General features: G+C 70.1%; 21 protein-coding genes and 1 pseudogene. 10 read left to right on the top strand and 12 right to left on the bottom strand.

The annotated features are described in order from the left end of the window. Positions 1-6: 6 nt before the first annotated feature. Complete coding sequence (locus FB563_RS32155) at positions 7-981, top strand: antibiotic biosynthesis monooxygenase (RefSeq protein WP_055705937.1); 975 nt, start codon at positions 7-9, stop codon at positions 979-981. Positions 982-1052: 71 nt separating this feature from the next. Here FB563_RS32155 and FB563_RS32150 read toward each other — a convergent pair whose 3' ends face one another. Next, positions 1053-2309: an MFS transporter gene (locus FB563_RS32150; RefSeq protein ID WP_055705936.1), complete on the bottom strand. Its 1257-nt coding sequence runs from the start codon at positions 2307-2309 to the stop codon at positions 1053-1055. A gap of 493 nt (positions 2310-2802) precedes the next feature. Between FB563_RS32150 and FB563_RS32145 the strand changes: the two genes are divergently transcribed. From FB563_RS32145 to FB563_RS32135, 3 genes and pseudogenes are all read left to right on the top strand, one after another. Next, positions 2803-4254 carry a coproporphyrinogen-III oxidase family protein gene (locus tag FB563_RS32145; RefSeq protein WP_055705935.1) on the top strand — a complete coding sequence of 484 codons (1452 nt, stop codon included), beginning with the start codon at positions 2803-2805 and terminating at the stop codon, positions 4252-4254. Positions 4255-4309: 55 nt separating this feature from the next. Then, positions 4310-4519, top strand: a pseudogene (locus FB563_RS45600) (DUF6368 family protein); the annotation flags it as partial. A 591-nt stretch (positions 4520-5110) separates the two neighbouring features. Then, positions 5111-6172 carry an alpha/beta hydrolase gene (locus FB563_RS32135; RefSeq protein WP_055705933.1) on the top strand — a complete coding sequence of 354 codons (1062 nt, stop codon included), beginning with the start codon at positions 5111-5113 and terminating at the stop codon, positions 6170-6172. Between the two features lie 81 nt (positions 6173-6253). Here the strand turns inward: FB563_RS32135 and FB563_RS32130 are convergent, their stop codons facing one another. Continuing rightward, positions 6254-6949, bottom strand: coding sequence for a glycerophosphodiester phosphodiesterase (locus FB563_RS32130; RefSeq protein WP_055705950.1), 696 nt, complete (start codon positions 6947-6949; stop codon positions 6254-6256). 669 nt (positions 6950-7618) lie between these two features. Continuing rightward, complete coding sequence (locus tag FB563_RS32125; protein ID WP_055705932.1) at positions 7619-8467, bottom strand: LysR family transcriptional regulator; 849 nt, start codon at positions 8465-8467, stop codon at positions 7619-7621. Positions 8468-8560: 93 nt separating this feature from the next. Between FB563_RS32125 and FB563_RS32120 the strand changes: the two genes are divergently transcribed. Further along, positions 8561-9436, top strand: coding sequence for an NAD(P)H-binding protein (locus tag FB563_RS32120; protein WP_055705931.1), 876 nt, complete (start codon positions 8561-8563; stop codon positions 9434-9436). Positions 9437-9594: 158 nt separating this feature from the next. On the opposite strand, the gene FB563_RS32115 is transcribed toward FB563_RS32120, so the two are convergent. Next, positions 9595-9924 carry a hypothetical protein gene (locus FB563_RS32115; RefSeq protein WP_055705930.1) on the bottom strand — a complete coding sequence of 110 codons (330 nt, stop codon included), beginning with the start codon at positions 9922-9924 and terminating at the stop codon, positions 9595-9597. Between the two features lies 1 nt (position 9925). Here FB563_RS32115 and FB563_RS32110 point away from each other — a divergent pair, with 1 nt between their 5' ends. The 3 genes from FB563_RS32110 (at position 9926) to FB563_RS32100 (ending at position 12518) form a co-directional block, all read left to right on the top strand. After that, entirely contained in the window at positions 9926-10249 is a 324-nt protein-coding gene (locus tag FB563_RS32110) for a hypothetical protein (protein ID WP_055705929.1), read from the top strand. Positions 10250-10566: 317 nt separating this feature from the next. Next, positions 10567-11400, top strand: coding sequence for a PIG-L family deacetylase (locus FB563_RS32105; RefSeq protein ID WP_055705928.1), 834 nt, complete (start codon positions 10567-10569; stop codon positions 11398-11400). 155 nt (positions 11401-11555) lie between these two features. Then, positions 11556-12518: a phosphotransferase family protein gene (locus FB563_RS32100; RefSeq protein ID WP_055705927.1), complete on the top strand. Its 963-nt coding sequence runs from the start codon at positions 11556-11558 to the stop codon at positions 12516-12518. A gap of 66 nt (positions 12519-12584) precedes the next feature. Here the strand turns inward: FB563_RS32100 and FB563_RS32095 are convergent, their stop codons facing one another. The 7 genes from FB563_RS32095 to FB563_RS32065 all read right to left on the bottom strand — a co-directional run bounded on the left by FB563_RS32095 (position 12585) and on the right by FB563_RS32065 (position 21866). Next, complete coding sequence (locus FB563_RS32095; RefSeq protein WP_324615835.1) at positions 12585-13355, bottom strand: class I SAM-dependent methyltransferase; 771 nt, start codon at positions 13353-13355, stop codon at positions 12585-12587. Positions 13356-13527: 172 nt separating this feature from the next. Further along, the gene (locus tag FB563_RS32090; RefSeq protein WP_234357722.1) at positions 13528-16032 is read right to left on the bottom strand and encodes an acyl-CoA reductase; all 2505 of its coding nucleotides are present in this window, start codon (positions 16030-16032) and stop codon (positions 13528-13530) included. Further along, a complete protein-coding gene (locus FB563_RS32085; protein ID WP_055705925.1) occupies positions 16029-17195 on the bottom strand; it encodes a LuxE/PaaK family acyltransferase in 1167 nt (388 codons plus the stop codon). Before FB563_RS32085 ends, FB563_RS32090 begins: the two co-directional genes overlap by 4 nt. After that, a complete protein-coding gene (locus FB563_RS32080) occupies positions 17192-18325 on the bottom strand; it encodes a GNAT family N-acetyltransferase (RefSeq protein ID WP_055705924.1) in 1134 nt (377 codons plus the stop codon). Before FB563_RS32080 ends, FB563_RS32085 begins: the two co-directional genes overlap by 4 nt. Further along, on the bottom strand, positions 18322-19578 hold the full coding sequence (locus tag FB563_RS32075) for an MFS transporter (protein WP_234357721.1): 1257 nt from the start codon (positions 19576-19578) through the stop codon (positions 18322-18324). Before FB563_RS32075 ends, FB563_RS32080 begins: the two co-directional genes overlap by 4 nt. An 11-nt stretch (positions 19579-19589) precedes the next feature. Beyond that, positions 19590-20852 carry a phenylacetate--CoA ligase family protein gene (locus FB563_RS32070; RefSeq protein ID WP_055705923.1) on the bottom strand — a complete coding sequence of 421 codons (1263 nt, stop codon included), beginning with the start codon at positions 20850-20852 and terminating at the stop codon, positions 19590-19592. A 417-nt stretch (positions 20853-21269) separates the two neighbouring features. Further along, positions 21270-21866, bottom strand: coding sequence for a TetR/AcrR family transcriptional regulator (locus FB563_RS32065; protein ID WP_055705922.1), 597 nt, complete (start codon positions 21864-21866; stop codon positions 21270-21272). Positions 21867-21936: 70 nt separating this feature from the next. Here FB563_RS32065 and FB563_RS32060 point away from each other — a divergent pair, with 70 nt between their 5' ends. Continuing rightward, entirely contained in the window at positions 21937-23553 is a 1617-nt protein-coding gene (locus FB563_RS32060) for an FAD-binding oxidoreductase (RefSeq protein ID WP_055705921.1), read from the top strand. 481 nt (positions 23554-24034) lie between these two features. Next, entirely contained in the window at positions 24035-24529 is a 495-nt protein-coding gene (locus tag FB563_RS32050; RefSeq protein ID WP_107100602.1) for an LUD domain-containing protein, read from the top strand. 29 nt (positions 24530-24558) lie between these two features. Here the strand turns inward: FB563_RS32050 and FB563_RS32045 are convergent, their stop codons facing one another. Next, on the bottom strand, positions 24559-24783 hold the full coding sequence (locus FB563_RS32045; RefSeq protein ID WP_055705919.1) for a hypothetical protein: 225 nt from the start codon (positions 24781-24783) through the stop codon (positions 24559-24561). Positions 24784-24906: the final 123 nt, after the last annotated feature.

Genomic DNA, 24906 nt, shown 5'->3' with positions numbered 1-24906 from the left:
GCCGCCATGAACACCGGAAAGAACGTAGCCGCCGCGGCCACAGCGATCATCGGCCAGAAGGTCCTGCCCGGGATGGAGCGCGAGTTCGAGGCGTGGCAGGAGGACCTCAACGCCGCGGCCGCCTACTACCCCGGATTCCTCGGCGCCGAGATCTCCCCGCCGACACCGCTGCAACCCGACTGGGTCGTCGTGTACCGGTTCGACTCGGTGGCGCATCTGCAGACATGGATCAACAGCGCGACCAGGCAGACGTATCTCGACGCCGGCGCCAAGTACTTCGACGGTCCGGCGACCCAGCAGGTGGTCAGCAGCGGCACCCAGTCACTGGATCCGCTGGTCACCGTGGTGGTCACGCACCGGGTCCTGCCGAACCAGGTCGATGACTTCCTTGCGTGGCAGCACCGCATGGTCCAGGAAGAGAGCAAGTTCGAGGGGTTCCGCGGGACCGAGCTCTTCCGCCCCATCGAGGGACTCCAGGAGGAATGGACCACGCTCTACCGCTACGACAGCGCCGAGCACCTCGACGCCTGGCTGACGTCGCCCCAACGGCAGCAGATCCTCGCTGAGGGCGAGAAGTTCAGCGACTTCAAACTGCACACGATCGACAACTCGTTCGGCAGCTGGTTCGCCTTCGAGGGCAACGGGAAGGAGGCACCGCCGCCGCCCTCCGAGACCAAGACCTCCCTCGCCATCTGGGTCGGTCTGTACCCGACGGTCGTGCTGCTGACACTCGCGCTGTCCCCGCTGCACATGCCGCTCTGGATCGGCCTGCTCGTGGGCAACCTGCTGTCGAGTTTCCTCATGAGCTTCCTGACCATGCCCTACTACGTGAACCCGCTGCTCGGCCGATGGCTGCGGCCATCGCCGGACGAACCGGCGGCGAGGAGCAACCTCCGTGGGCTCGGGCTCATCGCGGTGGTGATGGCCTTCTGGGCTGTCGTCTTCTACCTCGTCACGGTCCGGTTCTGGACGCTGCCCTGACCGGCGACCTGTTCGAAGACCAGACGCCGACGCAGGTCTCGTACGGCAATGAGCTGCCGCGCTCGTTCTGATCAGTCAGTCACCGTGGCGGCCGGCCCGGCGGGGGCGAAGGCGTGCTCGACGGCAGGAGTGAAGACGGTGGGCCGTACGAAGACGAGGGCGACCAGGAGCGCTGCGGCGCCGCACCCGCACGTCAGCAGGAAGGCGGAGCGGAAGCCGGAGTGCTGCGCCAACTGTCCTGCGGCGACGGCGGCCATGCCCTGCCCGCCTATGAGGGCACTGACCAGCAGGGCCATGGTTTCGCTCATGCGTTGCGGCGGGGCCACTCGTTCGGCGAGGGAGAACACGGCGATGAGGTGCGGTGCGACGGCCAGGCCGATGGCGGCTATGGCGGCCGTCACGCCCACGAAGCCCTCCACGGCCGGCAGCGGCAGCAGCAGGATCGTCTGGCCCGCGATGGCCAGCCGAAGCCGTCTGGTCAGGGTGAGCCTGGCGGTGCGCACGGTGGCGGCGATGCCCGCCAAGGAGCTGGTCACGGCCATCGCGCCCCAGACGAACCCCGCCGCTCCCGCGTCTCCCAGGTGGTCGGACAGGGCACTGACGCCGGCGTTGGCGCTGCCCCAGATCATTCCCTGCAACAGCGCCATGAGGAGGAGGACCGTGAGAGCCGGTGTCAGCAGCGGCTCGCCCGGGAGACGAGCGGGCCGCGCGCCTGGTGGAGCGGTGGGATGAAGCGCGAACAGCACGCCGAACACGGCGATGAGCGCGCCCGCGAGCACCATCGGAGCCACTGGGTGGATCGCGACGACGGCCATGCCGGCGAGGGCCGGTCCGGCGATGAAGCTGATCTCGTCGATGGTGGTGTCGAAGGACAGCGCCCGAATCGTCAACTCCTTCGGTTTTACGGCGTGGTGGGCAGGCAGACCGTCGATCATGGCTATCCACCGGCTGCGGGAGAGCGGGCCGATCTGCGGCACCGTCAGGCCCACCCCCGCCGCGGCGACGACGGCCATGGCCCCGGGCCAATCGCACAGGACGGCGGCCACGAGGAAGGTGATGGCGGCCGCGTTCGCGAGTGACGCGGCCAGCAGCACGGGCCGGTGGCCGCGCCGGTCCGCGAGGCGTCCCAGCAGCGGGCCGCTCAGGGCCTGGCCGGCCAGGAGAGTTCCCGCTGTGAGGCCTCCACGGCCGATGCCGTCGAGTTGTGTGAGCATCAGCAGGGTTCCCGTCGGGCAGATCGCCGCGGGCAGGCGGGCCAGGAACGACATGGCGGGCAGGGCGGGCCCCGCTACGGCGAAGACGGCGCGGAAACCCGCGAGTACGGGCATTGGTATCTCCCGAGGTTGTCTGCGGCCGGGGAGGGCCTGCTGCGGCATGTGGGCGCCTGGGCTTCAGAGACTTTCCTTGAGTGGCGGTTCGTCCCGTCAATCGCGAGTGAAGACGCTAGCGCTGAGTGGACGTCAGTGGATTGAGCGCGAACGGAATATCTCAACTCCTGGACAGCATTGGACGATCACCCAAAGCGGAGGCGCCGACGGCGTTCAGGCTTCGTTGTTTGCGTGGGTGCCGCGATCGCCGCGGCCGTGTGTTGACTGATCTCAGCATCTGTCTGGCGTGGTTCGCGCATCGGGTGAAAAACGCGCGGCCGGGTCTTCGCCGACGGATCGTGGTTGCCACGGGGGCACCAGCGTCATAAGGGTGATCTCTTTCTGTCACCCCTTTTCCGGCCGCGAATTTCGGGCCACCTTTCCCCTGTCGCGCCGCAGCACCGCAGTCGCCCTGTCCGCAGGGCCTACAGCAAGCTGAGGAAGGCGTACAGTCATGTCAGGAAGTGCAACGACGAGCGCAATTCGAGACGAGCTGGCCGGATACATCCGCCAGGGCGTCATTCCACCGTTCAACTACGCATACCCCTCGCGGTCCGCCTACCGCCCTCTCAACGGTTCCTGGAACATCCAGAACATCTGGGCCGAGGACCTCGAGCGCCATTCCGTTCCCGAACTGAATCTCTACCTGCATGTGCCGTTCTGTCGTTACAAGTGCGGGTTCTGCAATCTGTACACGGTCATTTCCGAGGACATGGACGTGTACGATGCGTACACGGACGCGCTGTGCACACAGATCAGGGACCACACCGAGATCCTCCAGAGCCGCCGGCTGCGCACCATCTACATCGGGGGCGGCACACCCAGCCTCCTGAGCCTGCGGCACTTCGAGCAACTCTTCGCCACCTTCGACGAGGTCTACCCCAACTGGCGCAGCACGGTCGAAGAGGTGGCCATCGAGGCCACGCCCGACTCGGTCGTCAAGGAGCCCGGCACGCTCGAGGGTCTGATCGCCATGGGACTGACCCGAGCCAACATCGGCATTCAGTCCCTGGTGCCGGCGGAAATCCGCGAGGCCGGGCGCGGCCAGGCCAATGAGCGGGTCATCCGCGAGGCGATCGAGATCATCCGGGACAAGCGCCTGCCCAACCTGAGTACCGACCTCATCATGGGATTTGCCGGTCAGACCCCGGAAAGCTGGTGTCACTCGGTCGACGAACTGGTGGCGCTGGCCCCCGAGACGATCAGTGCCTACTTCCTCACCGTGCGGCCCGATGCCTGGTTCTCCAAGACCGGTGCCTATCAGTACATGTGGAACCCCGACCTGTACGAGCGGTACGACTACGCCAACGCCAAGTTCCGTGAGGCGGGATACATCCAGGAGTCGAACGTCCGCTACAAGAAACTCGGACGTGGCGGCTACCAGCAGAAGGTCCTCACCTTCCACGGTGTTCCGCTGCTGGGACTCGGGGCCGGCGCACGCAGCTACACCAGTGCGGTCGACTACATGGTCGGCGATGTGAAGCCGAGTATCACCGAGGTCGCGGACTACATCTCGAAGGCACGGAACCACGAACTGACCCCACAGACCGGTTTCGTGCTCAATGACGAGGAGATCATCCGCAAGCGTCTGGTGCTGGACACGTTCGACCTGGATCTGCGAGAGCTGGAGCGCTTCGGATACCGCGAGAAGGCGCACCTCTTCGAGCCGGTGCTCTCTGCCGCCGAAGAAGTCGGGTTGCTGCGTCGGCTGCCCACCGACCGAATCCAGCTGACCCCGGAGGGTTTCAAATACCGGGACATCCTGTCCTGGATGTTCTTCTCGAAGAACGTCATCGATCTCGATCGTGCGTACTACGAGCGCCTGCATCAGCAGAACCGACGGGCCCGGAAACACATGGGCGGCGAGCCGGTCCGCATCTCGGGCCTGAAGACGGCCCGCCCCTGACATCACGCTCCGGCGCGTCAGCGGGTGATCGAGTTGGCGGAGCCGCTCCCCCCGGCTGCGCTGCGGGAGTTCCGCGCGCTGTTGGTGGGACTCTCTTGTCGGCGACGAAAGCCGCTTCGAGGCCGCCAATGCCGGCGCCGGCTGCAATCGTGAGATCGACCATATGGCCACGGCCCTGCTGACCGCCGCTCTCATGGACGTCATCGGGGGCGTGGCCACAGCCGAGCTGCCGGACGGACATGCGTCGGTCGGCGTCGGCCTTCCCGGACGGATCCGCGGTGGAGGCGATGCCGTGACCGGGAGATGCCTGGTCACGCGGCGAGAGGGGGGACGGCCGCCCCAGCGGACGTTCTCACTGCGGATGCGCGCCCGTTCGCGGCGTTGTGCGGCCAGGACGCCTGGGCGGCGGGCGTTGGCGTTGCGCCGGCGCGAGTATGCGTGCAGTGCGCCGTCCAGATCCAGCATGGCCAAGCCGGCGAAGGAGTACGCCACGGAATATCCCGCCGCGGGGCCGACCCTCCGCAGTGACCAGCAGGTGGGCGATCGCGCCGGCGTACAGAGCTCGTCAGCGGCTTCTGCCCTGCCGCAGCTGCTCCTCGGGCAGCGCCCGGCGGTCGTCGACCACCTCGCTCACCTTGTGCAGCGCAGCGACTGGGCTCGGCTGGGCGCGACCGTGGCGGCGTACTCCCGGAGCCGCGCGTCGGTGCTTGCTCGAGCGGGCGCTCCTGGCCCTGCGTGACCATAAGGCAGTCATCATGGGCTGCGCCTGTGCAAGTAGCCTGCATGCGTGGGCATTGCAGTCGGTGCGATCGGCAACGCCTGCTTTCTCTCGCCCAGGTCCAGAGAGGTGGTTCGCGTGTCCCTCACCGGAACGCCGTTCTTCGTCGCCCTCGTCATCGCGACGGTCGTGGCGATGATCAGCACGATTGCCCTGTGGACCAGGGTCCGCGGCCCCAGACCGGCGCGCTGGCTGGTGCACGCCGTGATGATCGGCCTGTGCCAGCTCACCGCGATCAGTGTCGTGGCGGCCTGGATCAACAACAGTTACGGTCTGTACGCGTCCTGGGACGACCTCCTGGGCAAGACGGACAACACCAACGCGATCGCGATGCCGGGGCCGCCGGTGCAACGTGCGAAGTTCAACCACAGCACCAAGGGCGGTGTCCTGGACACGTACTTCCACGGCCAGAAGTCCGCCTTGTCCGGGCAGGTGCTGGTGTGGACGCCGCCGCAGTACAACGATCCTGCCTACAAGAAGAAGCGGTTCCCGGTCATCCTGCTGCTGCACGGCGTGCCCGGCTCGCCACAGTCGTGGCTGGAGCACGGCGGGATGCCGGGCGCCTTCTCGGACCTGCTCAGGGAGCACAAGGCGCACCCCTTCATCCTGGTGATGCCCGTGGTCAACCCTGGCAGTGTGGACACCGACTGCACCGATCTGCGCAACCGCAAGGTCGCGACCTGGATGGCTGCGGACGTCCCGGACCTGATCAGCCACAAGTTCCGTACGCTGCACGGTTCCAGAGGCTGGGGTCTCATGGGCTTCTCGACCGGTGGCTTCTGCGCCGCGAAACTTCCCCTGCAGTACCCGAAGGTCTTCGGCGCAGGCGCCGCTCTCGACCCCGACCCGCTGACCGGCGACGAGTCCGTCCTCCCGGACCCGACCGTGCGCCGCCAAAACAGCCCGACCTACTTGGTGCGGCACACGAAGTCCCACGCCAGCCTGTTCCTCGCCACCTCACGCGAGGACCGTCTCAGCCCGGCCTCCTACATCACGCAGTTCCAGGCAGCCGCGGCCTCCTCGCCGGTCACGGTGCGCACGCTCTTCCTGCCGAACGGCGGCCACAACTACAACACCTGGTCCGAGGAGTACCCGCCGGCCTTCGCCTGGCTCAGCCAGTGGCTCTCCGCCCCGCACTGACCCCGGCCGTCTCTCGTGAAGGCTCTGGCAGGCGCTCACGACGTACCCGACCGGGGCGCTCTGGGCGTCGATACCCTGACGTCAGGCCGTGGCCTCGACCAGCCGCTTCATGCCGGGCTCGTCGGTCACGCAGCCCACCAGGCCGAGCGTCCGGGCCAGCGTCAGGTCGCGCTCGTCGTTGACGGTCCAGGCCATCACATCGATACCGGCGGCGCCGCACTTCTCCACGATGGCCCGGTTCAGCTGGCGCAGCTCCACGCTGACCAGGGTGGAACCGACCTTCTGAGCGCGGCCGACGAAGGTGTCGCGGTGCGCGCTGGGGCCTGCCACCAGCACGGTGCGGGCCTGCGGCAGCAGGTTGTGGATCTCGATCAGCGCCGCGTCGTGGAACGACAGCACCGAGACCCGGTCCAGCAGGCCGCGGTCGGTGAGCACCCTGGCCAGTGACCGGGCGGCGGCGACGTCCTTGATCTCCGCCTGGATCGGGAGCGTCGGCCCGACGGCGTCCAGCACCTCCTCGAACGTGGGGATGGGCTCGCCGAGGCCGGCGTCGAGCTTCTTGAGCTGCCGCAACTCCTGGTCGGCGATCGGACCGGAGCCGTTCGTCGTGCGGTCCAGGGTCTCGTCGTGCATGACGACCAGCTCGCCGTCCCTGCTCAGGTGCAGGTCCAGCTCGATGCCGTCCAGCCCCTCGCGTTCGGCCCGCAGGAAGGAGCGCAGGGTGTTCTCCGGCTCGGCGGCCATGACACCGCGGTGGCCGATGGTGAAGAAAGACACTCGGTTGCCGTCCTTGGGTACGGTGGTCCGGGGCAGCAGCACGAGTGCCGTAGCCCCCCGGCGGCGGGCGACCGCCGTCGGCGCACCCAAGCCTAGTGGGCCCGCCCCCGGCCGCGCGGGTGTAGGGACTTGTAGGTCTCGGCATCTTTCTCGCCCCGATGGACTCCGTCATGGTTCACGGTGCATCAGACCCCCTGGTAGTTGGCGTCGTCCAGGTTCGGCAGGAGGGCCAGGGCGGCGTCGAGCGGCGCGGTCGGAGTAGCCAGCTCGGCGAGCGGCACCCGTGGGAACAGCGCTTTGTCGGCCGTGTCCTTGTGACGAGGTGGAGCTTGCGGGGCGGGGTGGGACCGGGCCGGGTGATCATGGCGTCCTGGATCCAGGTCAAGTGCGGAACACCATTCGCAGCTGTGAGGTCCAGGCCGAGTTCCTCGTCGAGTTCGTGCGCGAGGGCCTGATGGACGGGTTCGCCGGGTTCGACGTGGCCACCTGGTCCTCTGACGCAGATCAGCGCGATGTTCGTAGCGGAAGTACTTGTCGCAGGCGTGGCCGCGGCCGGCGCACAGGCGCTTGGGCCTGTGACGCGGACGCCCTCGCAGCCCTCGTATCCGGGGTTGCGACCGCCCGGCGCTCTGCTCCCGGCAACGACACCAGCCCTGGCGTCGGGCCCCACTATCCGTGCGTTCCGCCCACCGACGTCGCTGTGCGGACCAGCGCCGCGGTCGCCCTGGAGCGGGACTGTTGGGGCCAGGCGATCGACAGGGTGGCCGGGGGTGCGTCCGGGACCTCGCGGTACGCGATGCCCGGGCGGGGGTATCGGGCACACACGGATTCCGGGAGCAGGGTGACGACGTCTCCGAGTTCGACGAGTTTGAGCAGTTGGGCGAGGTCCTGGATCGCGTACCGGTCGACGATCGTGTCGAGGTGGCGGGCCAGGCATCCCTGAGCGTCGTGCTCGGTGTGCGGGAGGCCGAGGTCGGCGACGGCGATGCGGTCCCTGGCGGCCAGCGGGTGGTCGGCCGGGAGAGCGGCCAGGCGGCGTTCGGCAGTCACCGGCTCCGTGTCGAGGCCGGTGCGGTCGAACGGTTCGTAGATCAGGGCCGCGTCGGCTTCGCCCCGCCGTAGCAGGCTGGGCTGGTCGCGCCAGCCGGAGAGGCGGACCGTGACCGGCTCGGCCGCGGGTTCGGCGGCGTACCGGGCGAGGATGGACTCCAGAAGGCCCCCGTCACCATCGGCCTTCACGGCGAGGACCAGCTTCGGCTCGGCCGCGCGTTGTGCCCGGCGCCCGGCCGCCTGCAGGGCGTCCAGCGCGGTCCGCGCCTCCGCGAGCAGCACGGTGCCGGGCGGGGTCAGCGTGACGCTGTGCGTGGTCCGTTCGAAGAGGGTGACGCCCAGCTCGGCTTCGAGTTTGCGGATGGCGCGCGACAGGGGCGGGGCGGAGATGCCGAGACGTTCTGCCGCACGGGCGAAGTTGAGTTCTTCGGCGACGGCGACAAAATAGCGCAGCGGGCGGGACTCCACGGCCTGACACCTCCGTTTGGTATGTCCCTGAGGGTAACAAGCGGTATCCCTGGGATCCTTCCGTCCTGCCGGACCACATCGGATGCTTCTTCCATGATTGTCATCACCACTCCCACCGGCCAGATCGGCCGACAGGTCCTCGACGCCCTGCTCGACGGCGAGCAGCCGGTCCGTGTGATAGCCCGTGACCCTTCCCGGCTTCCCGCCCACACGCGCGAGCGGGTCGACGTCGTCCCCGGCTCGCACGGTGACCTCGATGTCGTCATGGAGGCGTTCGCCGGCGCGGACAGCGTGTTCTGGCTCGTGCCGCCGGACTCCCGGGCGGACAGCGTCGAAGGCCACTACCTGGACTGGACCCGTCCCGCGTGCGAGGCGATCACCCGTCACAGCGTCAAGCGCGTCGTCGCGGTATCGACCCTGGGCACCGGGATCGAGAAGAACGCCGGACACCTGTCGGCCTCCCTGGCCAAGGACGATCTCATCAGGTCCACGGGGGTGAGTTTCCGCGCGCTGCGGGCGGCCGCCTTCATGGAGAACCTGCTCTGGCAGGTCGAGGCGATCAGGAACCAGGGCACGTTCTTCCTCCCGTCCGTGGCGGACCGGGTCCTCGCGACGATCGCCACCCGCGACATCGCCGCGACGGCCGCGCGGCTGCTGCTCGACGACTCCTGGAGCGGGCAGGGCGGCGTCCCGCTCGTCAGCCCCGACCGTATCTCCCCGGATGACATGGCCCAGATCATCTCCGAGGTGCTGGAGCGGCCGGTCCGGTACCAACGGGTCCCTCTCGACGCATACAAGGAGACGGCTCTGAGCCGTGGGGCCAGCGAGGCCTGGGCACAGGGCCTGGTCGACATGGCAGCGGCCCAGATCGACGGCGCGTACGACGCCGAGCACCACTCCGCGCAGCCCTGTCCCACCGGTTTCCGCCAGTGGTGCGAAGAGGTGCTCAGGCCTGCTGTTCTGGCCTGAGAGCCGCGGCAGCCGTCGATCCCTGCGAGGCCGGGCCGGGTACGTGCTACACGGGCCGCCTGCGGTGACCGGATCACCGGTGAACTGACGTAGACGCGCTGAAACCGCGGTGCATGGAGCAGCGTCTTGATGCCCAAGGCCTGGAGATCACGTCGGAGTTACGGCATCTCGGGGCTGTCTGGACGTATCAAGAGAGGTTCCTTCGAAATGACACGCCGAAACCGTTCCCTGTACCGCGGCGCCGCTCTGGGGACGGCCGCTGCCGCAGTGGTCCTCCTCACGAGCTGCACGCAGAACAGCGCCACAGCGAACAGCGGCACTGCGAACGCTACGCGAACGCCTTCCTCATCGGCCGTAACATCCACGACGGCGGGTACCTCGGCCGGGCACACTGCCGCCGGCTCCTCGGCCAAGACCGGCGGCTCCTCGGCCAAGACCGGCGGCTGCCGGTCGCTGCCGGCGTCGCCCATGGTCAAGGCGAGCGTCACGATGGCCTATCGCAGACAGACTCAACCGCCCCTCACCCACATCGCCCCGGTGAAGGGCACGTTCTATTACGGCAGTTGTGGCGGAGTGCTCTACGCGGGAACCCGCTTCCACCTCACCGCTGGCAGCACGGAGGCGGAGCAGGTCGCCCTGCAGGATGACGGAGCTGCGATGAAGTACTTCGTCGATCGCCCCGGCGCCGGTTGGCGCTACGTGGCCGGCGACAGTTTCCCCGCCGGTCCTCGGGGGTGTGCAGCCATCGCCCAGATCCCGGCCCGCCTAGCCGCCCTGTGGAACGACTGCCCGTCCACGGCAGGCCAGGATTGATCCTCTCGGTGGGCGGGTGGCGCACCGGCGTCCAGTCGACTCAGGCGGGTGCGGGCGGCCCCGGAGGCGCTCAGAGCCACCCCGAGGGCGGCTTTCGCCCCCGCCGGGCGGGAACAGGCGGTCCGGTCGGAACTGTTGGACTGGCCGAGGGCCCGGCACCGCGCAGGCGGGAAGCAGAGATCAACAGGTCATCCGCCTCGACGCGTTCCTGCGCCCTTGTGTTGTCTGCCCTGCGTGCGGTCACCCCGATGGTGCGGGCGGCCGTCCGCCCGGGCACCGCAGACCAGAGCCAGCACTTTCGACCGGAGGACAGTTTCATGAATGACCGGCCCTTGACGCTGATGGCGGTGCACGCCCACCCCGACGACGAGGCCACTGGAACGGGAGGTGTCCTCGCGCGCTATGCGGCGGAAGGCATTCGCACGGTGCTCGTCACATGTACCGACGGCGGTTGCGGTGACGGACCGGGGGGTGTCAAGCCGGGGGAGCCCGGGCACGACCCGGAGGCCGTCGCCGCGATGCGGCGTCAAGAGCTCAAAGCCAGCTGCGAAGTCCTGAAGGTCAGCCATCTGGAGATGTTGGACTACGCCGACTCCGGGATGATGGGCTGGCCGGCCAACGACGCCCCCGGGGCCTTCTGGCAGACACCCGTGGAGGAGGGCGCGGCCCGCCTCGCCGCACTCCTGCGGCACTACCAGCCCGATGTCGTCGTGACCTACGACGAGAACGGTTTCTATGGCCACCCCGACCACATCCAGGCACATCGCATCACGATGGCGGCACTGGCCATGACCGAGATGACCCCGAAGGTGTACTGGACGACGGCGCCGCGCTCGATGATGCGGCGGTTCGCGGAGACCATGCGCGAGTTCGGCGCGGACTGGGAGGAGCCGGATCCGGCCGAGGCCGCCGCGATGCCCGAGATCGGACTCCCGGACGAGGAGATCACCACCTGGGTGGACACCACCGACTTCGGCGGCCAGAAGTTCGATGCGCTGGCCGCGCACGCCAGCCAGGGCGAGAACATCTTCTTCCTGAGGATGGGCAAGGAGAGGTTCACAGAGCTGATGGGCGTGGAGACCTTCGTCCGGGTCCAGGACACCACCGGCGCGGCCGTGCCCGAGAACGACCTCTTCGCCGGGCTGCGCTGATCATCAGTCCTGTACCTGCCGAGCCGGCCGGGACTCTCCTGCCTGACGGCCTGGTCGCGATGCGGCGACCGGGCCGTCAGGCGCTCGGCGCCTCTTGGCGAGAGCCACCACCTGAACCTTTGCCCGTGCTGCCGTCCGGATGATGAGGTGGCACGGTGATCAACCGCGATGAGGCGGCGGGCATCCGACCGTTGACACAGGCTTGGGTACGGCGGCATCTGGAGGTGGGCGAACGGATTCTCGGAACCGAGGCGCTGCACGGCGGCATCACTGCCGAGATGCGGAGGCTGACCATCGGCACGCGGGACGGAGGCACCCGTGACCTGGTGCTGCGGACCTACGTCCACCCATTTTACGTGCAGCGCGCCCAGGACTGGCTGAACAGGGAGGCCGGCGCCCTGACAGTGCTGGCGGCCACCGACGTGCCGGCTCCTGGACTGGTCGCGGTTGATCCGACCGCAGCGCAGTGCGAGTATCCGTCACTCCTTATGACACATCTGGCGGGCCGGGCGGTCCTCGGCGATGAGGGATTGGAGACGCGCGTCCCTCTGCTGGCCCGTCAGCTCGTGGCGATCCACGCGTTGCGACCCGCCGAGAGGCCCCCGGAGTATGTGGCGTTGACGACCGCCGACACCGTCGTGGTGCCGAAGGGCGCCGACGCGGCGACATGGGCCGCGGCGATCGACGTGATCCGCCGGCCCGCGCCGCCCTGTGAAGGGCGCTTCCTCCACCGGGACTTCCAACCCGGCAATGTGCTGTTCGCCGTGCCACCCTCGGGGTCAGCGGCTGCGCGGATCACCGGCGTCATCGACTGGGCAGCCACCTCCTGGGGCCCGGCGGATCTCGATGTGGCGCACTGCTCCACCCATCTCGCGCTGCTGCACGGCCCGGCGTGGGGTCAGCACTTCACCGAGGCGTACGAGGAGGCCGGCGGGGTGCTGGCCGCGGCCGCGAGCGAGCGGCTGTACTGGCCGGTGCGGGACGCACTGGCGTGCTCGGAAGAGGTGCGGGCGGTGGCGCAGGCGTGGCGGGAGGCAGGGAGGACAGAGCTGACGGCGCGGGCCGTCGAGGAGCGGTTGGATGCCTATGTCACCGCCCTGGTGGACCCGTTGGGCTGAGCCGGAACAGGCCGGGGCGAGGGCCCGGCCGCGGGGCCGGCTCGGCGACGGGTACGGGCACCGCGGTCACGGCGGTGTCGTCGGCCTCCGGCCCCAGGTGGTCAGCATGCCGGGTGACATCCCGGCGTACTCCGGCGACTCAAGACACCGCTTCGCCTCGTCGATCCCGGCGTCGTCCACCAGGCCCGTGCCCACCATGGCGGCGCGCGCCCGGTCCCAGGTCTCGGCCCAGAACCGGCTGATGGGACTGCCGGGCAGCAGGGGAGGGACGTGGATCTCGGCGGCCACCGCCTCCAGCCCGGCGGCGACCATCAGCCAAGGACAACGCGGTACCCAGGAGACATCGGTGCCGATCGTCTCCCGCAGACCGAGCCACATCGCCCGCATGGCCGTCGTGTACGGCGTCCGGGGTGCGTTCTCTGTCGTCAGGTCGACGGCATCGCTCAGCACGAGGACGCCTCCGGGTACGAGCAGCCCGGCGAGCCGCTCGACCATCCGGGCGGGAGACGGCAGGTGCATCAGCACGAACCGGGCGTGGACGAGGTCGAAGCGGCCGGGGGAGAAACCGGGGGAGGTCACATCGGCCTCGAGCGCGGTCAGTCCTGCGACGCGCTCACCGGCGAGGAAACGGATGTCCCGATCCACCGCGACGACCTCGGCCACGCCCGCCTCGCGCAGCAGGAGCCGGGCCACCGTTCCCGTACCCGCGCCCACGTCCAGACAGCGCATCCCCGGTCCGGCGCCGAGCTCCCGCAGGCGTGCCAGCGTCGAGGCGTCGTAGACGAGTGCCCCGAGGTCGATCCGCTCCGCCTCCCCCGCGTCCTGGGGGCGGAACACACGTTCCCCGTAAAGTCCCGGTCCGGCCGGTCCTCGCGGGATCCGGCCGCTGTCCTCGCGTGCCACTCCTCCATCTTGGCGGCCGAGAGCGGACCGTACATCTCGGAGCCACGGCGCGGGGCGGACGCGCAGGCGACGCTCGGCGCCGCGCATCGCGAGGCCCCGCTGGGTCTCAGCGCAGGTCCACGACCGTGCGCAGCTTGCCACTGGTCGGGGTGCGCTCGAACGCCTCCCTCCGTACGTTCTGCACGGCAAGGGACAGCAGGCCCTCCTCCACCGCCGCGGCCACCTCCGGGACCTCGTCGGTGACGGCGACGCGTGTGACGTCGGGGCCGGGGGCGTACTGCTCGTCCAGCCGGACCGTCAGCTCCTCGCGGTCGGTGCCGGGCGCCACCGACAGCTGCACCTCGCCGTGGTACGCGAGCCGCTCCGCCAACGCCCGTACGACTCGCCGGTAGTTGACGAAGTACGTACCCACGCGCACCACATCGCCGTGGCGCCCGAGCAGTTCCAGCCGGGGCACGGTGCTGCCGCACGCGCAGGTGCCCTCCACCGCACGTCCCAGATCACCGATCTCGTAGCGCTCCAGGCGCTGCCCGGCCCGCGCCCGGGAGGTGAACACCAGCCGTCCCGGTTCACCCGGAGCCACCGGCCGGTCCTGACTCGGATCGAGGATCTCCAGCGTGTGCAGGTCGGTCAGCACATGGTGCACCGAACCGTCGGAGGACGCGCACTGGTAGCCCAGGGGGCCGAGGTCGGTGCTGCCGTAGGCCGCGGACCGGATCACCTCCACCCCGAAGTCGTCGGTGAGCACCCTGCGTTGTTCGGCGGTGAAGTGCTCGCCGCCGTAGAAGATCTTGCGGATGCCGCCGTAGGCACGCAGGCGGTCGGCCTCGGCGTGGAGCAGCTGCCACAGGTACGACGGCATGCCGAAGACGGTGTCGGCCCGGTGGGCGACCAGTGCCTCGGCGACCATGGCGTGGTCGGGGCCCGCGGCGATCGGGAACTGGGTGGCGTTCAGGCGCTCCAGGATGGAGAAGAAGCTGATGAAACTTCCGTACATGCCGCCGCTGTAGAAGAGGTTGGCCGCCCGGTCCCGTGCCGGGTCGAAGCCGGCCGCGAGCAGCCCGTCCGCCGCGGCGCGCATCTGGTTGTCGTAGTCGTCGCAGGTGAACACCGACAGCGCGGGTGTGCCCGTGGAGCCGCCGCTGCGGAAGTACAGGTGTGCGTGGCGCGGATCCAGGGTGGCGAGCGCGCGCTGCACGCCCTCCTTGCCCAGGAGCGGAGCGTTCGGCGCGGGCGGCAGCACCGGCGGTGCCACCAGGTCGTCCAGACAGGGCACCGTACGGAAGTCCGGGTCCGTGGCGCGCACGCTCACCCTGCGGCTGTAGCGCTGCAACGCGTAGACGCCGTCGTGGGGTTCGCCCTCGTAGCCGTCCAGCATGGAGCCGACCGGGGTGACGCGGGTGACGCCTGCGGCGAACATCGCGCGGGAGAGGCCTGCCACCTCCGCACGGTCGCCGCCGATCGCGGCGGTCTGCAGGTAGCGGCGCATGGGTCGCAGGACCGCGGTGATCGTGTGCCGGGGCAGCGGTTTGACCCAGACACTGCGGTGCAGCGGGGAGGCGTCCAGTGCGGAGCGCGAATCGGCCAGGACCCGCCAGGAGCCGTCCTCGGCGGCGAACACACGGGCGAGCCCAAGGTGTTGTTCGAGCCGGGCGAGCTGCTGCACCGTGGTGATCTCCGCCTGTTCGGCGGCACCCGGCGACGGCGCCCGACGCGCCTCGGAGACCTTGGCCAGCCGTTCGGCGAACCGGCCGGCGAACGCGAAGAGTTCTCCGGTGTCGTCGGTGTCGAGATACACCACCTGTGGACTGGAACACGCCTGCTGCTCCAGCCGGCAGACGTCTTCGGCGAGCGCGTCGAGCACACCGTCCTGCGACGCGGCCCGCCGGGTCAGGTAGGCGAAGGAGATCCGGTGGCCCCATTCGACCACCCGGCAACCGGGCCGGGCCAGTTCGCCCGCCGCGCGCACCGCGTCCTCACCGCCCCACACCGCGATCGCGTCGGCGGGCCCGCAGAGGGCCTGCAGCCACTCACTGCGCGCGGAGGGGAAGCGCAGGGCGATGACGCGTTCGGCGATCAGCCCGGACGGATCGGCAGCACCGAGCGCGGCGAGCAGGTCGAGGGCGAGGGCCGAGTCGGAGCTGCTCGTCTTCAGCACGTTCAGGTTGCCGGTCAGCAGTCCTTCGACGACGCTCAGCGGTGCCACGGCCGCTGCGTTGCCCGGCGCGATGTGCACCAGCAGGCCGACGGGCGCCCAGGCCTCGTACACCGTCTCGCGCGCGTCCGGCCGGGTCAGCCGCTCCGGGCGCGGGCCGCCCAGCTCCCGCCGCAGCTTGCGCTCCAGCGCCTCCCGGGTGAGTGCGGCCGCCAGCTCGGCCAGCACGGCAGCGGCCTCACCCGCGGGCAGCTGCCCGGCCAGCCGGCCGTACAGGGCGCAGTCCGGATCGGCCAGGTCACGGCTGACCGCGGCACAGGCGCCGAGCACCACGTCGGTGGGCAGGGGGCGCGCCAGGACCCGCCCCGCCAGCTCGGGCAGACCGGCGAGGCGTCGACCGGCCTCGGCGTCGTCGAGGAACTCGCCCTGCCAGAGGTGACGTACGGAGGTGATCACGACATTCCCTTCATCAGTTCGGCGGCGGCGACCGCGCAGCTGCGGTTGCGGCTCACCCCGGCACGGCCGTGCACGGTGAACCAGTCGGTGGACAGCGGACAGGGGCACTCCTCACCGGGGTGCAGCGACGCGAGGTCACCCATCAGCACACTCTGCGCGGGCACCGAGGTGATGTACGGGCTGACCAGGTGCAGGAAGCCACGGTCGCCGTAGGGCAGGGGACGCAGCGTCCCGGTGTCACGCACGGCCGCTCGTGACCAGACCGGCACATGCAGCCGGTGATGGGCGCACTCGACGTACGGCACGCAGTGCTCGACGGAGCCGAAGGTGTCGCGGACACGCTCCGCCGGAATGCCCAGGCGGTCGGTGACCTCGGCGTAGAAGGCGTCCTTGCCGATCTCCCGGTCGGCGTGACCCTTCCAGCCGCCGCCGAGCACCACCAGCGATCCCTCGGGCAGCGTGAGCGGCGGCAGCCCCATCGCCCGCATCCGCTCCAGGGTGAAGTACAAGAACGCGGGGAAGCCCAGGATGCGGACCGGCACGTCGTCCTCGGCGTAGCGCCTCAGCGCCGCGACGCAGCCGTGCACGTCGAACTCGTGGCCGCTGCCGGTGTGCCGCAGAGCGTGCGTGGTGTGCCGGGCCGGGGCGAAGTCGCACAGGTAGTTGTCGGTGAACGACGTGCCCAGGCTCAGCGCCGGAGCCGGCTCGTAGCTGTACAGCAGGTAGTTCACCTGCTGCTCGGGGGTGATCCAGCCGTAGTGGTCGAAGATCCGGGCCACCATGCGCTGCGCCGAGCGGATGGTCCACTCGTCGAAGAACATCTGTGACTTCTGGCCCGTGGTGCCCGAGGAGGTCAGATGCAGGAAGACCTCCTCGCGCGGGATCGAGAGCACCTCATGCCGCTTGAAGAAGGCGGCCGGCACCAGCGGGGTGCGCACGCCCTCGCCGACCGTGGGAGCGGGCGCCTCGGCCGGGTCCTCGAGCAGGGCGGCGAAGAAGGGGGAGCGGCGGGCGTGCCAGGCGTTGGCCTCCGCCATGGCGGCCGCGAACAGGGCGTCCGCGTCGGGGCCGTGGGCGTACGGCTCCGTCAGGTCGCACAGGCGCTGCACCTGGCCGAGCTCCGCGGGGCCGGGAACCTCGACGGGAGCGAGATGGGGTTTCATCGGGACACCTCGTGAAGGGGCAGGTAGGTGATGGTCCAGGCACTCAGGTACGCGGCGAGGTACGGCCGGAGCAGCGGGCTGACGGCGGTCGTGCGGAAGTCGATCTGACGGCTGGTGCGCGAGAGCACGACGTAGTCGTGGAGCCGGTCGCCGATGCGGCGCATCGCGGGGTAGACCGCGCTCGGGACGAAACCGGAGGCCAGGAACACCTCCAGCGCGTCGGTGTCGGCCAGTGGCAGCAGGGCCTCGACATAGTCGGCGCCGGCCCGCGCCACCGACGCGATCAGCGCCTCCAGCGTCCCCGCCACCGCGGCCGGGCGGGGATGGACCGCGACCAGCGCGCAACTGCCCGCTACGGGATCGAGGTCGGCGTAGGCCTCGAAACGGCCGTCGGCGGCCACCAGAACCGCGTTGGGTGTGTGCAGCGGGAAGAAGCGGTCGTCGGGCGCGGGGAACAACTCCAGGAAGCGGCGCCGCACGAAGGCCGGGGCCTCGATCAGCTCGAGCGGTTCGGCGCCGCCGGCGGTCACCGTGGCGCGGCAGGGGGATGGCCTGGTCCGGGTGTAGTCGATGCCGACGCCCTCGGAGGCGGCGGACAGCAACGCCGACAACCGCTCGGGCACGCCGGCCACTGGTTCGCGGCGCTCCAGCACACCGTCGGCGTAGCGGGCGAACAGGGCGAGAGTCTCGCAGCCCTCGACCTCGACGGCGTTGGGCAGCAGGCCGAGCGGCCGGAAGCCGTTGCGTACGACGACCTGCTGGGGGCCTTCGGTGACCAGGCGGACGGTGGCGTACACCGAGTCGAGCAAGCCCGTGGCGAAGGCTTCGTCGCAGACCGCCCCGGTCAGCCGTGAGGCCAGTCCGCCGCCGCGATGGCCGGGGTGCACCGCGAGCCCGACCAGTTTGCCGATGCGGCCGCCCGGTTCGGTCAGGACGACCGCCGAACCGGCCAGGTCACCCGCGTGGGTACGGGCGGTGAGCCAGTGCGCGGTGCCGTCGGTGATCAGCCGGCGCATGACCACCGGATCACTGCCGAGCGGCACCGGGTAGCCGTGCCCGTACACCTCGAAGTACAACTGCCGCAGCTCGGCGATGTCCTGGACGGACGCGGGGGAGAGGACGGCGGTCACGAGACCTCTCCCACAGGTACCGGCGTCGCCGCTTCCGGGCTGCGCGACCCGGCGGTTTGCGTGCGTGTGCCGAGCCACCACAGGGCCAGCGCGACCGGAACGAGTCCCGTGCCCTGCGCCAGGCACAGCGTCCGGGCGGCCAGCTGGTCGCCCAGCGCGCCGAACACGAGCGAGGACAGGGGGAACGTGGCGCCCAGCACTGCCTGCATGACCGCGAAAAAGGCCGGTTTGTCGTCAGCGGGCACCATCCGCTGGCACAGCGCTACGAACCGCACGCCGATCACACCGAGGCACCAGCCGGTGACGGCCATCGAGACGACCGCCACCGCGTGTCCGGCGAACAACCCCGGCAGACCGAAGGCCGCGGCCATCACCATCAGGCACCAGCTGCTGACGGTGACCGGGCGGCCGGGCAGGCGCCCGCCGGTGAACGATCCCAGCAGGGTGCCCGCGCCGAGGGCCGTCTCCAGTGAGGCGACGGTCGAGCCGGTCGCGTGCAGCACCTCCCGGGTGTACAGCGGCATCACGACGTAGACGGCGGTGGTGAAGACGTTGGCGGCGGCGAAGCAGACCAGCACACGGCGGATGAACGGCAACCCGGCCAGTACCCGGCGCAGGGTGCGCCGCTCGGGGTCCGGGCCGTTCGCGGCCCGGCGGTGCGGAAAGCGCGTGGAGCCGATCAGCAGGGCCGCGAGCAGGTACGCGGCGCCGCAGGCGGCGGTGACGCCGGCCAGTGCCCCCGCGTCGACGACGAGGGGGCCGAGCAGGCCGCCGCACAGTCCGGCGACGGACTGGGTGGACAGTTCGAAGCCGGTGGCCGACTCGATGTCGGCGTCCTCGACGAGTTCGGGTACCGAGGTGGTCAGACAGGGATCGAAGACCGCCTGACAGCCGGCCAGCACCAGCCCCACCGCGTAGACGGCGGCCATGGGCAGGGCACCGGCGCAGGCCAGGACGGCGGCCGCCAGGGCCACCGCGCCCGCCACCATCGCCGCGCTCGCCAGCACCCTGCGGGGTGCGTGCCGTGCGACGATGCGCGCTATCACCGGGGCGAGAGCCACCGCGGGCACGGTGCTCACCATCAGGAACACGCCGGAGTCGAGCCCGCGGTGCTGGCCGCCCGCGAACCCGACGAGCCACCAGACCGCGCCGACCTGGAACATGCGGCTCGCCGCCTGGGTGAGGAGCTGGCCGGCCCAGACCCGGCCGAACGGCGGATTGCGCACGACGAGCGGCAGACGTCGTGCGCGCACAGTCCCCGCGCTCACGTGTGCGGCCGTTCGTCGACGACCCGGATGAGCTTGCCCGAGCGGGAGTTGACCGCGAGATCCTGGTGCCGCACCCATTCGACGCCGATCGGGTTCACATGCCCGCAGGCGGTCGCGCTCGCATAGAAGGGCCGCTCGGCGAGGACCGCCGCTGTGACGGACTCCTCCAACCCGGCGGTCACCTGTCCGGGATCGGCGACCGCGAGCCGCAGCACCAGACCGTCCCGGCCTTCCTGGCGCCGCACCACGAGCTGCACGCCGGTCACCTCACCGCGAGGGTCGGCGGCTGTGACGACGGCATGGACGTCCTCGGTGTAGAGGGAGACGGGACCGACCCGCACGCCCTCCTCGGCGCGCCCGAGGATCCGGAAGACACCCGCCTCCCGGTCCACCCACTCGGCCCTGTCGCCCGCCGGATAGCGCAGCACGGGCATGAGCCGTCGGCGGAGATCGGTGACGACCAGCCGCCCCGGCGCACCGTCACCCTCAACGGGTTCGTCGGTCTCGTCACGGAGGATCTCGACCACCGTGTACGGCGTGAACGCGCGGTGCACGCGCGGATCCCCGCCGGGTACGGCCTCGCCGAGGAGGCCTGCGTCGACGCTCGCGTATCCCAGGGAGCGTGGCTCTGCATGCGGGAACGCCTGCCGCAGCAGCGGGAGTTGGTCGCCGAAGAGGCATTCCCCGCCGAACAGGAGCAGCTCCACGTCCGGCAGGGTCCGGTCTGCGCCGGCCAGCCGTTCGGCGAGCGAGCACAGTGTGGTCGGGGTGCCCGCGACGACCTGGACCCCGAACTCCTCCAGGGTCGCCGCGGTGGATTCCCAGGGTGTCGCGCCACCGATGGGCAGCCGGACGTTGGCCACGGGGGAGCGGTGCAACGAGTCGAGGACGAAACTGAAGCTCGCGTACAGGTCGCCCGCGTAGAAGAGGTCCGCCACCCGGTGACCGGGTCGCAGCCCGGCGGGGACGAGCCCGGCGCCGAACGCGGTGGTGAATTCACGCCATTCGGTTCGGGTGTAGTAGGAGAACTTCGGCGAGCCTGTGGTTCCGCCGCTGCGGAACACGACCGCTTCGTTCAAAGGGGCGGTCAGCAGCCGGTTGTCACGCGGTGCGTTGGCTCGCCAGAAATCGGCCTGGGGTACTACCGGGAGATCCGTGAGGCGAGTCACGGGGGCGGAGAGGTGAGCGTAGAGGTCGCGGTAGAAAGGCGAGTTGTGCCGGGCGAAACGTATCAGTTCCGCAATTGGTTGAACGGGCATCAATTCCTGCTCGAAGGCGTGGGCCACCGGCGCGGTACAGACCGGCGGGTGCGACGAGATGAGCCCACTGACGTGGGCTTCGTTCGCTGAAGGTGTGCGAGCGGACGCCCGTCACAAGCGGGCGTTCGGAAGCGAGTTTATCTCACCATGCGGAACGAATTTGCGCCAACTGGCCACCCGTGAAAGGGACATTGGTGCTCGTGGACGGTTAGTGGGGAACTTTGGTTCCCGCGAGACCCGAGATGGTGATCACATCCAACGTGCCAGCTATAAATCCCCTTTGAGGGTGACTCAAGGAAAGCTTATGGAAAGCCGGTTCCCGGTAATCCGTTCCATGGCTTGAATGTGGCTCCGGCTGGCCCAAAGTGGGGCGTCGTATTGCGGTGCCGTCCCCCCGATGTCCCGCTGTGATGCGGGTCAGACGGTGCCGAGCGCGGTCAGGAGGCGGGCACAACGGGTCGTCATGTCGGCCGCGCTCTGGTCCGGATGATCGGACCACCAGCGCATCACGGCTGTGACCGCGTACTGCCAGACTTGGTTGAGGAGTTGATGGTCCAGAGGGTCGTCGTGTCCGGCGTGGGTGAGGAGCCCGGATGCGCCCGCAGCCCCCATGGCGGTCAGACGTCCGCGGTAGTGGTTGACGGCGTCGCGCATCTCACCGGCCGACGGCAGAGCGGGGTCGTAGAGGACGGACCACGCGTGCCGGCAGCCCTCGACCGCGGTGAAGAGCGCGGAGAGGGTGTCCAGTGCGTGGCCGGTCGTTCCGCTGCGGGACCGGGCTGCCGCAACGGCCTCGACCAGGAGGCCGCCCACCCGGTGCACGCAGGCGAGGTAGAGCCCGTCCTTGGAGTCGAAGTAGCTGTAGATGAGGGGCTTGGAGATCCCCGCGCGCCGTGCGACGGCGGCGACGGAGACACCCGCGTAGCCGTGGTCGCCGAACTCCTCCACGGCCACGTCGAGGATCTGCCCCTCCCGGTCGGCACGAGAGACGCCCTTGGTTCCGGCCTTGCTCATGGCTCGCACCCTAGTCCACGATGTGACCGCTGGGTAATTTACCCGTGGGTCAATTCAAGGGAGCCGAGGCGTGGCACGGTCGTGGTGGGGATGGGGAAGCGTCGAGGACGCCGTGCGCGGTGGCGAGCTCGAGGGGCTGCTGGCACGCGTTCGAGCGCTGATGCCGGGCGAGTTGACCGATCACGAGCCACCGGACATCTCCTCCCTCGACCTGCCCAGGCCCCGCGTCACCCCTCCGGCCTCTCTCGCCGGCCTGTGCTCGGCGGAACCTGAGGACCGGGCCGCGCATGCGCACGGCAAGGCATTCCGGGACGTGGTGCGCAACCTGCACGGGGATCTGCGCCACACACCGGACCTCGTCGCCCGGCCCGCCGAGGAGCGCGACGTGATCGATCTCCTCGACTGGTGTACCCGTGAGGGCATCGCCGTGGTGCCGTACGGTGGCGGCAGCTCGGTGGTCGGCGGCGTCGAGGCGCGGTGCGAAGGTCACCCCGCCGTGGTCACCGTCGACCTCGGGCACATGAACCGGGTCCTGGAGATCGACCGGACGAGTCGTGCCGCGCGGATCCAGACCGGCGTACTGGGCCCGCACCTGGAGAACCAGCTGAGGCCGCACGGATTGACGCTGCGTCATTTCCCGCAGTCCTTCGAGTTCTCCACGCTGGGCGGCTGGCTCGCCACCCGCGCCGGTGGCCACTACGCGACCCTGTACACGCACATCGACGACCTGGTCGAGTCGATGCGGGTGGTGACGGGGGCGGGGGTGAGCGCGTCGCTGCGGTTGCCGGGCTCCGGCGCGGGACCGTCACCGGACCGGCTCTTCCTGGGCAGCGAGGGATCGCTGGGCATCATCACCGAGGCGTGGATGCGCCTTCAGGAACGCCCCCGTTGGCGCGCCAAGGCATCCGTGCGGTTCCGTGACTACACGGCGGCGGTGGCGGCCACCCGCGCGATCGCGCAGAGCGGGCTGAACCCGGCCAACTGCCGCCTCCTCGACGCGGCCGAGGCCCTGATCAACGCCGGCGTGAGCGTCACCGGCGGTCTGCTCGTCCTCGCCTTCGAGTCGGCGGACCATCCCGTCCGCCGCGATCTGGAGCGGGCCGTCGAACTGTGCCGAGACCACGGCGGAGTGCCGGCCGTCGACACCACCGAGGAGTCTGAAAGGGACCTCGCGAGAGCGCCGGGGACGGCCTTCGCCGGTGACGCCGCCGCGGAGACCTGGCGATCATCGTTCCTGCGGATGCCCTACCAGCGCGACGCGCTGGCCCGGCACTCGATGATCGTCGAGACGTTCGAGACGGCCTGCACCTGGGACCGCTTCGAGGTCCTCCACCAGACGGTCACCGAGGCGGCACGGCAGGCCATCAGTGAAGTCACCGGCACAGGAGTGGTGACCTGCCGGTTCACCCACGTGTACCCCGACGGGCCGGCACCGTACTTCGGCGTGTACGCGCCGGGCCGCTGGGGCAGCACTGTGGCCCAGTGGGACCACATCAAGAACGCGGTGTCCGAGGCGATCCACACATGTGGCGGCACGATCACCCACCACCACGCGGTCGGGCGCGAGCACCGGCCCTGGTACGACCGCCAGCGCCCCGACCCCTTCGCCGCAGCGCTGACAGCCGCGAAGAGCGCCCTGGACCCGGCCGGCGTACTCAACCCCGGAGTGCTTCTTCCCACGCCCTGACTCCGGCCACGTACGCGGAAAGCCCGCGTACGCACCGTCGGACGACGACTCGGTACGGAGCGGACGGTCCCGGGCCGCCGTCCTGACCGGCGATGGACGCGATGGAGTCGGGTCAGTGGGACGCGGCGGGCGTGGTCCTCCTGCGGGCGCGCGGTACGCGGCCGCCGTGCCCCACCGTGAGCTCCTCGATGAGCGCGCGCCGTCCGCGGGAGGAAGCCCGCGACGCCGACCTGGAGTGGTTCGCCGACGAGCGGACCCCTGTCGCCCGAGCACGCACCGCGCCGTTCCCGGGTCGTCCTGGCGATCGCCGGGGGGTCTGGAATGGCCCCTCAGCCGATCTGCCGGGGACGGAGCTTCTAGGGGTTTCTCACCGCCCAGACATGCCTGATCCGGTCGCCCGCGATCTCGAACGCGAACACGGTCGCCAGGTTGCCGTCCTGGAGCGCTGTCAGGCCGGGCAGGCCGTTGACGGTGCGCCCGCATCAAGGGCCTGGTCCCCGCGGGCGCCGGCGTGCTCACCGGAGCCAGCGAGACCCTCCGGTTGTCCGGCATCGACGAGGACATCAACGCAGGCGGCCAGCACGACGCCATCAGGCCGCGCATCCAGGCCCTCGACCGTGCCACCGGCGCCGACGAGATCCGAAGGCTGGTCGCCGGCCCGGAATTCGTCGTCAACAGCGTCGCCGCGGTCACCGAGACCGGCTCGCTCGTCCTTGCCTCGGGCAGCGGCAGCCAACTCCCTGCCAACGCGGGCGGCGCCGCTCACGCGGTCTGGATCGTCGGCGCGCAGAAGGTGGTTCCCGATCTGAGCACAGCCCTGCGCCGCGTCGAGGAGCACGCCCTCCCGCTGGAGAACGCCCGCGCCCAGGCGGTGTACGGCATGCCCAGCGCCGTCAACCGCCTGCTCATCCTGAAGGCGGAACCCCGCCCAGGGCGCGGCACCGTGCTGCTTCTCCGCGAGGCCATTGGATACTGACCCGGCCCAGGAGGCGTTTCCGGCGGCTTTCAGCTCTCGCGTTCCTCCGCCACCGCCGCCTCGTGAGCGCGCAATGTGTCGACGAAAAGGCGTCGCTGTGCCGGTGTCAGCGGGGCGGGGACCCGACGCCAGGCTGCGGCGCCGGGGGCAAGCCAGGCGGCGATCGCGTCGTGCCGGTCGGGGGCGATGGCCACGATCCGGCGCCGCCGGTCGGACGGGTCCTCGCGCCGGTCCAGGACGGCCTTCCCGCTCAAGTCCCGACCATCAAACCGACCGTGGTGGGGGCTGCCTCCACCTCCAGAAGCGCGGCCAGTTCGCCGTGTAGCTCGCCGTCGCGGCCCTGTCCTCGCCGAGGCAAGACCCCGTTGACACTCGCG

It is taken from the genome of Streptomyces puniciscabiei (assembly GCF_006715785.1).
In the GTDB taxonomy this organism is placed as follows: domain Bacteria; phylum Actinomycetota; class Actinomycetes; order Streptomycetales; family Streptomycetaceae; genus Streptomyces; species Streptomyces puniciscabiei.
Note: the sequence above shows the minus strand (reverse complement) of the source record. Positions and strands in the feature narration are given on the sequence as shown.

What these genes read in the sequence shown, in the direction of transcription:
- FB563_RS32150 (WP_055705936.1), bottom strand. Translation starts at nt 2,309, where the DNA reads ATGCCCGTACTCGCGGGTTTCCGCGCCGTCTTCGCCGTAGCGGGGCCC.
- FB563_RS32110 (WP_055705929.1), top strand. Translation starts at nt 9,926, where the DNA reads ATGGCCTATCGCAGACAGACTCAACCGCCCCTCACCCACATCGCCCCG.
- FB563_RS32065 (WP_055705922.1), bottom strand. Translation starts at nt 21,866, where the DNA reads ATGAGCAAGGCCGGAACCAAGGGCGTCTCTCGTGCCGACCGGGAGGGG.
- FB563_RS32105 (WP_055705928.1), top strand. Translation starts at nt 10,567, where the DNA reads ATGAATGACCGGCCCTTGACGCTGATGGCGGTGCACGCCCACCCCGAC.
- FB563_RS32070 (WP_055705923.1), bottom strand. Translation starts at nt 20,852, where the DNA reads ATGCCCGTTCAACCAATTGCGGAACTGATACGTTTCGCCCGGCACAAC.
- FB563_RS32145 (WP_055705935.1), top strand. Translation starts at nt 2,803, where the DNA reads ATGTCAGGAAGTGCAACGACGAGCGCAATTCGAGACGAGCTGGCCGGA.
- FB563_RS32120 (WP_055705931.1), top strand. Translation starts at nt 8,561, where the DNA reads ATGATTGTCATCACCACTCCCACCGGCCAGATCGGCCGACAGGTCCTC.
- FB563_RS32155 (WP_055705937.1), top strand. Translation starts at nt 7, where the DNA reads ATGAACACCGGAAAGAACGTAGCCGCCGCGGCCACAGCGATCATCGGC.
- FB563_RS32085 (WP_055705925.1), bottom strand. Translation starts at nt 17,195, where the DNA reads ATGAAACCCCATCTCGCTCCCGTCGAGGTTCCCGGCCCCGCGGAGCTC.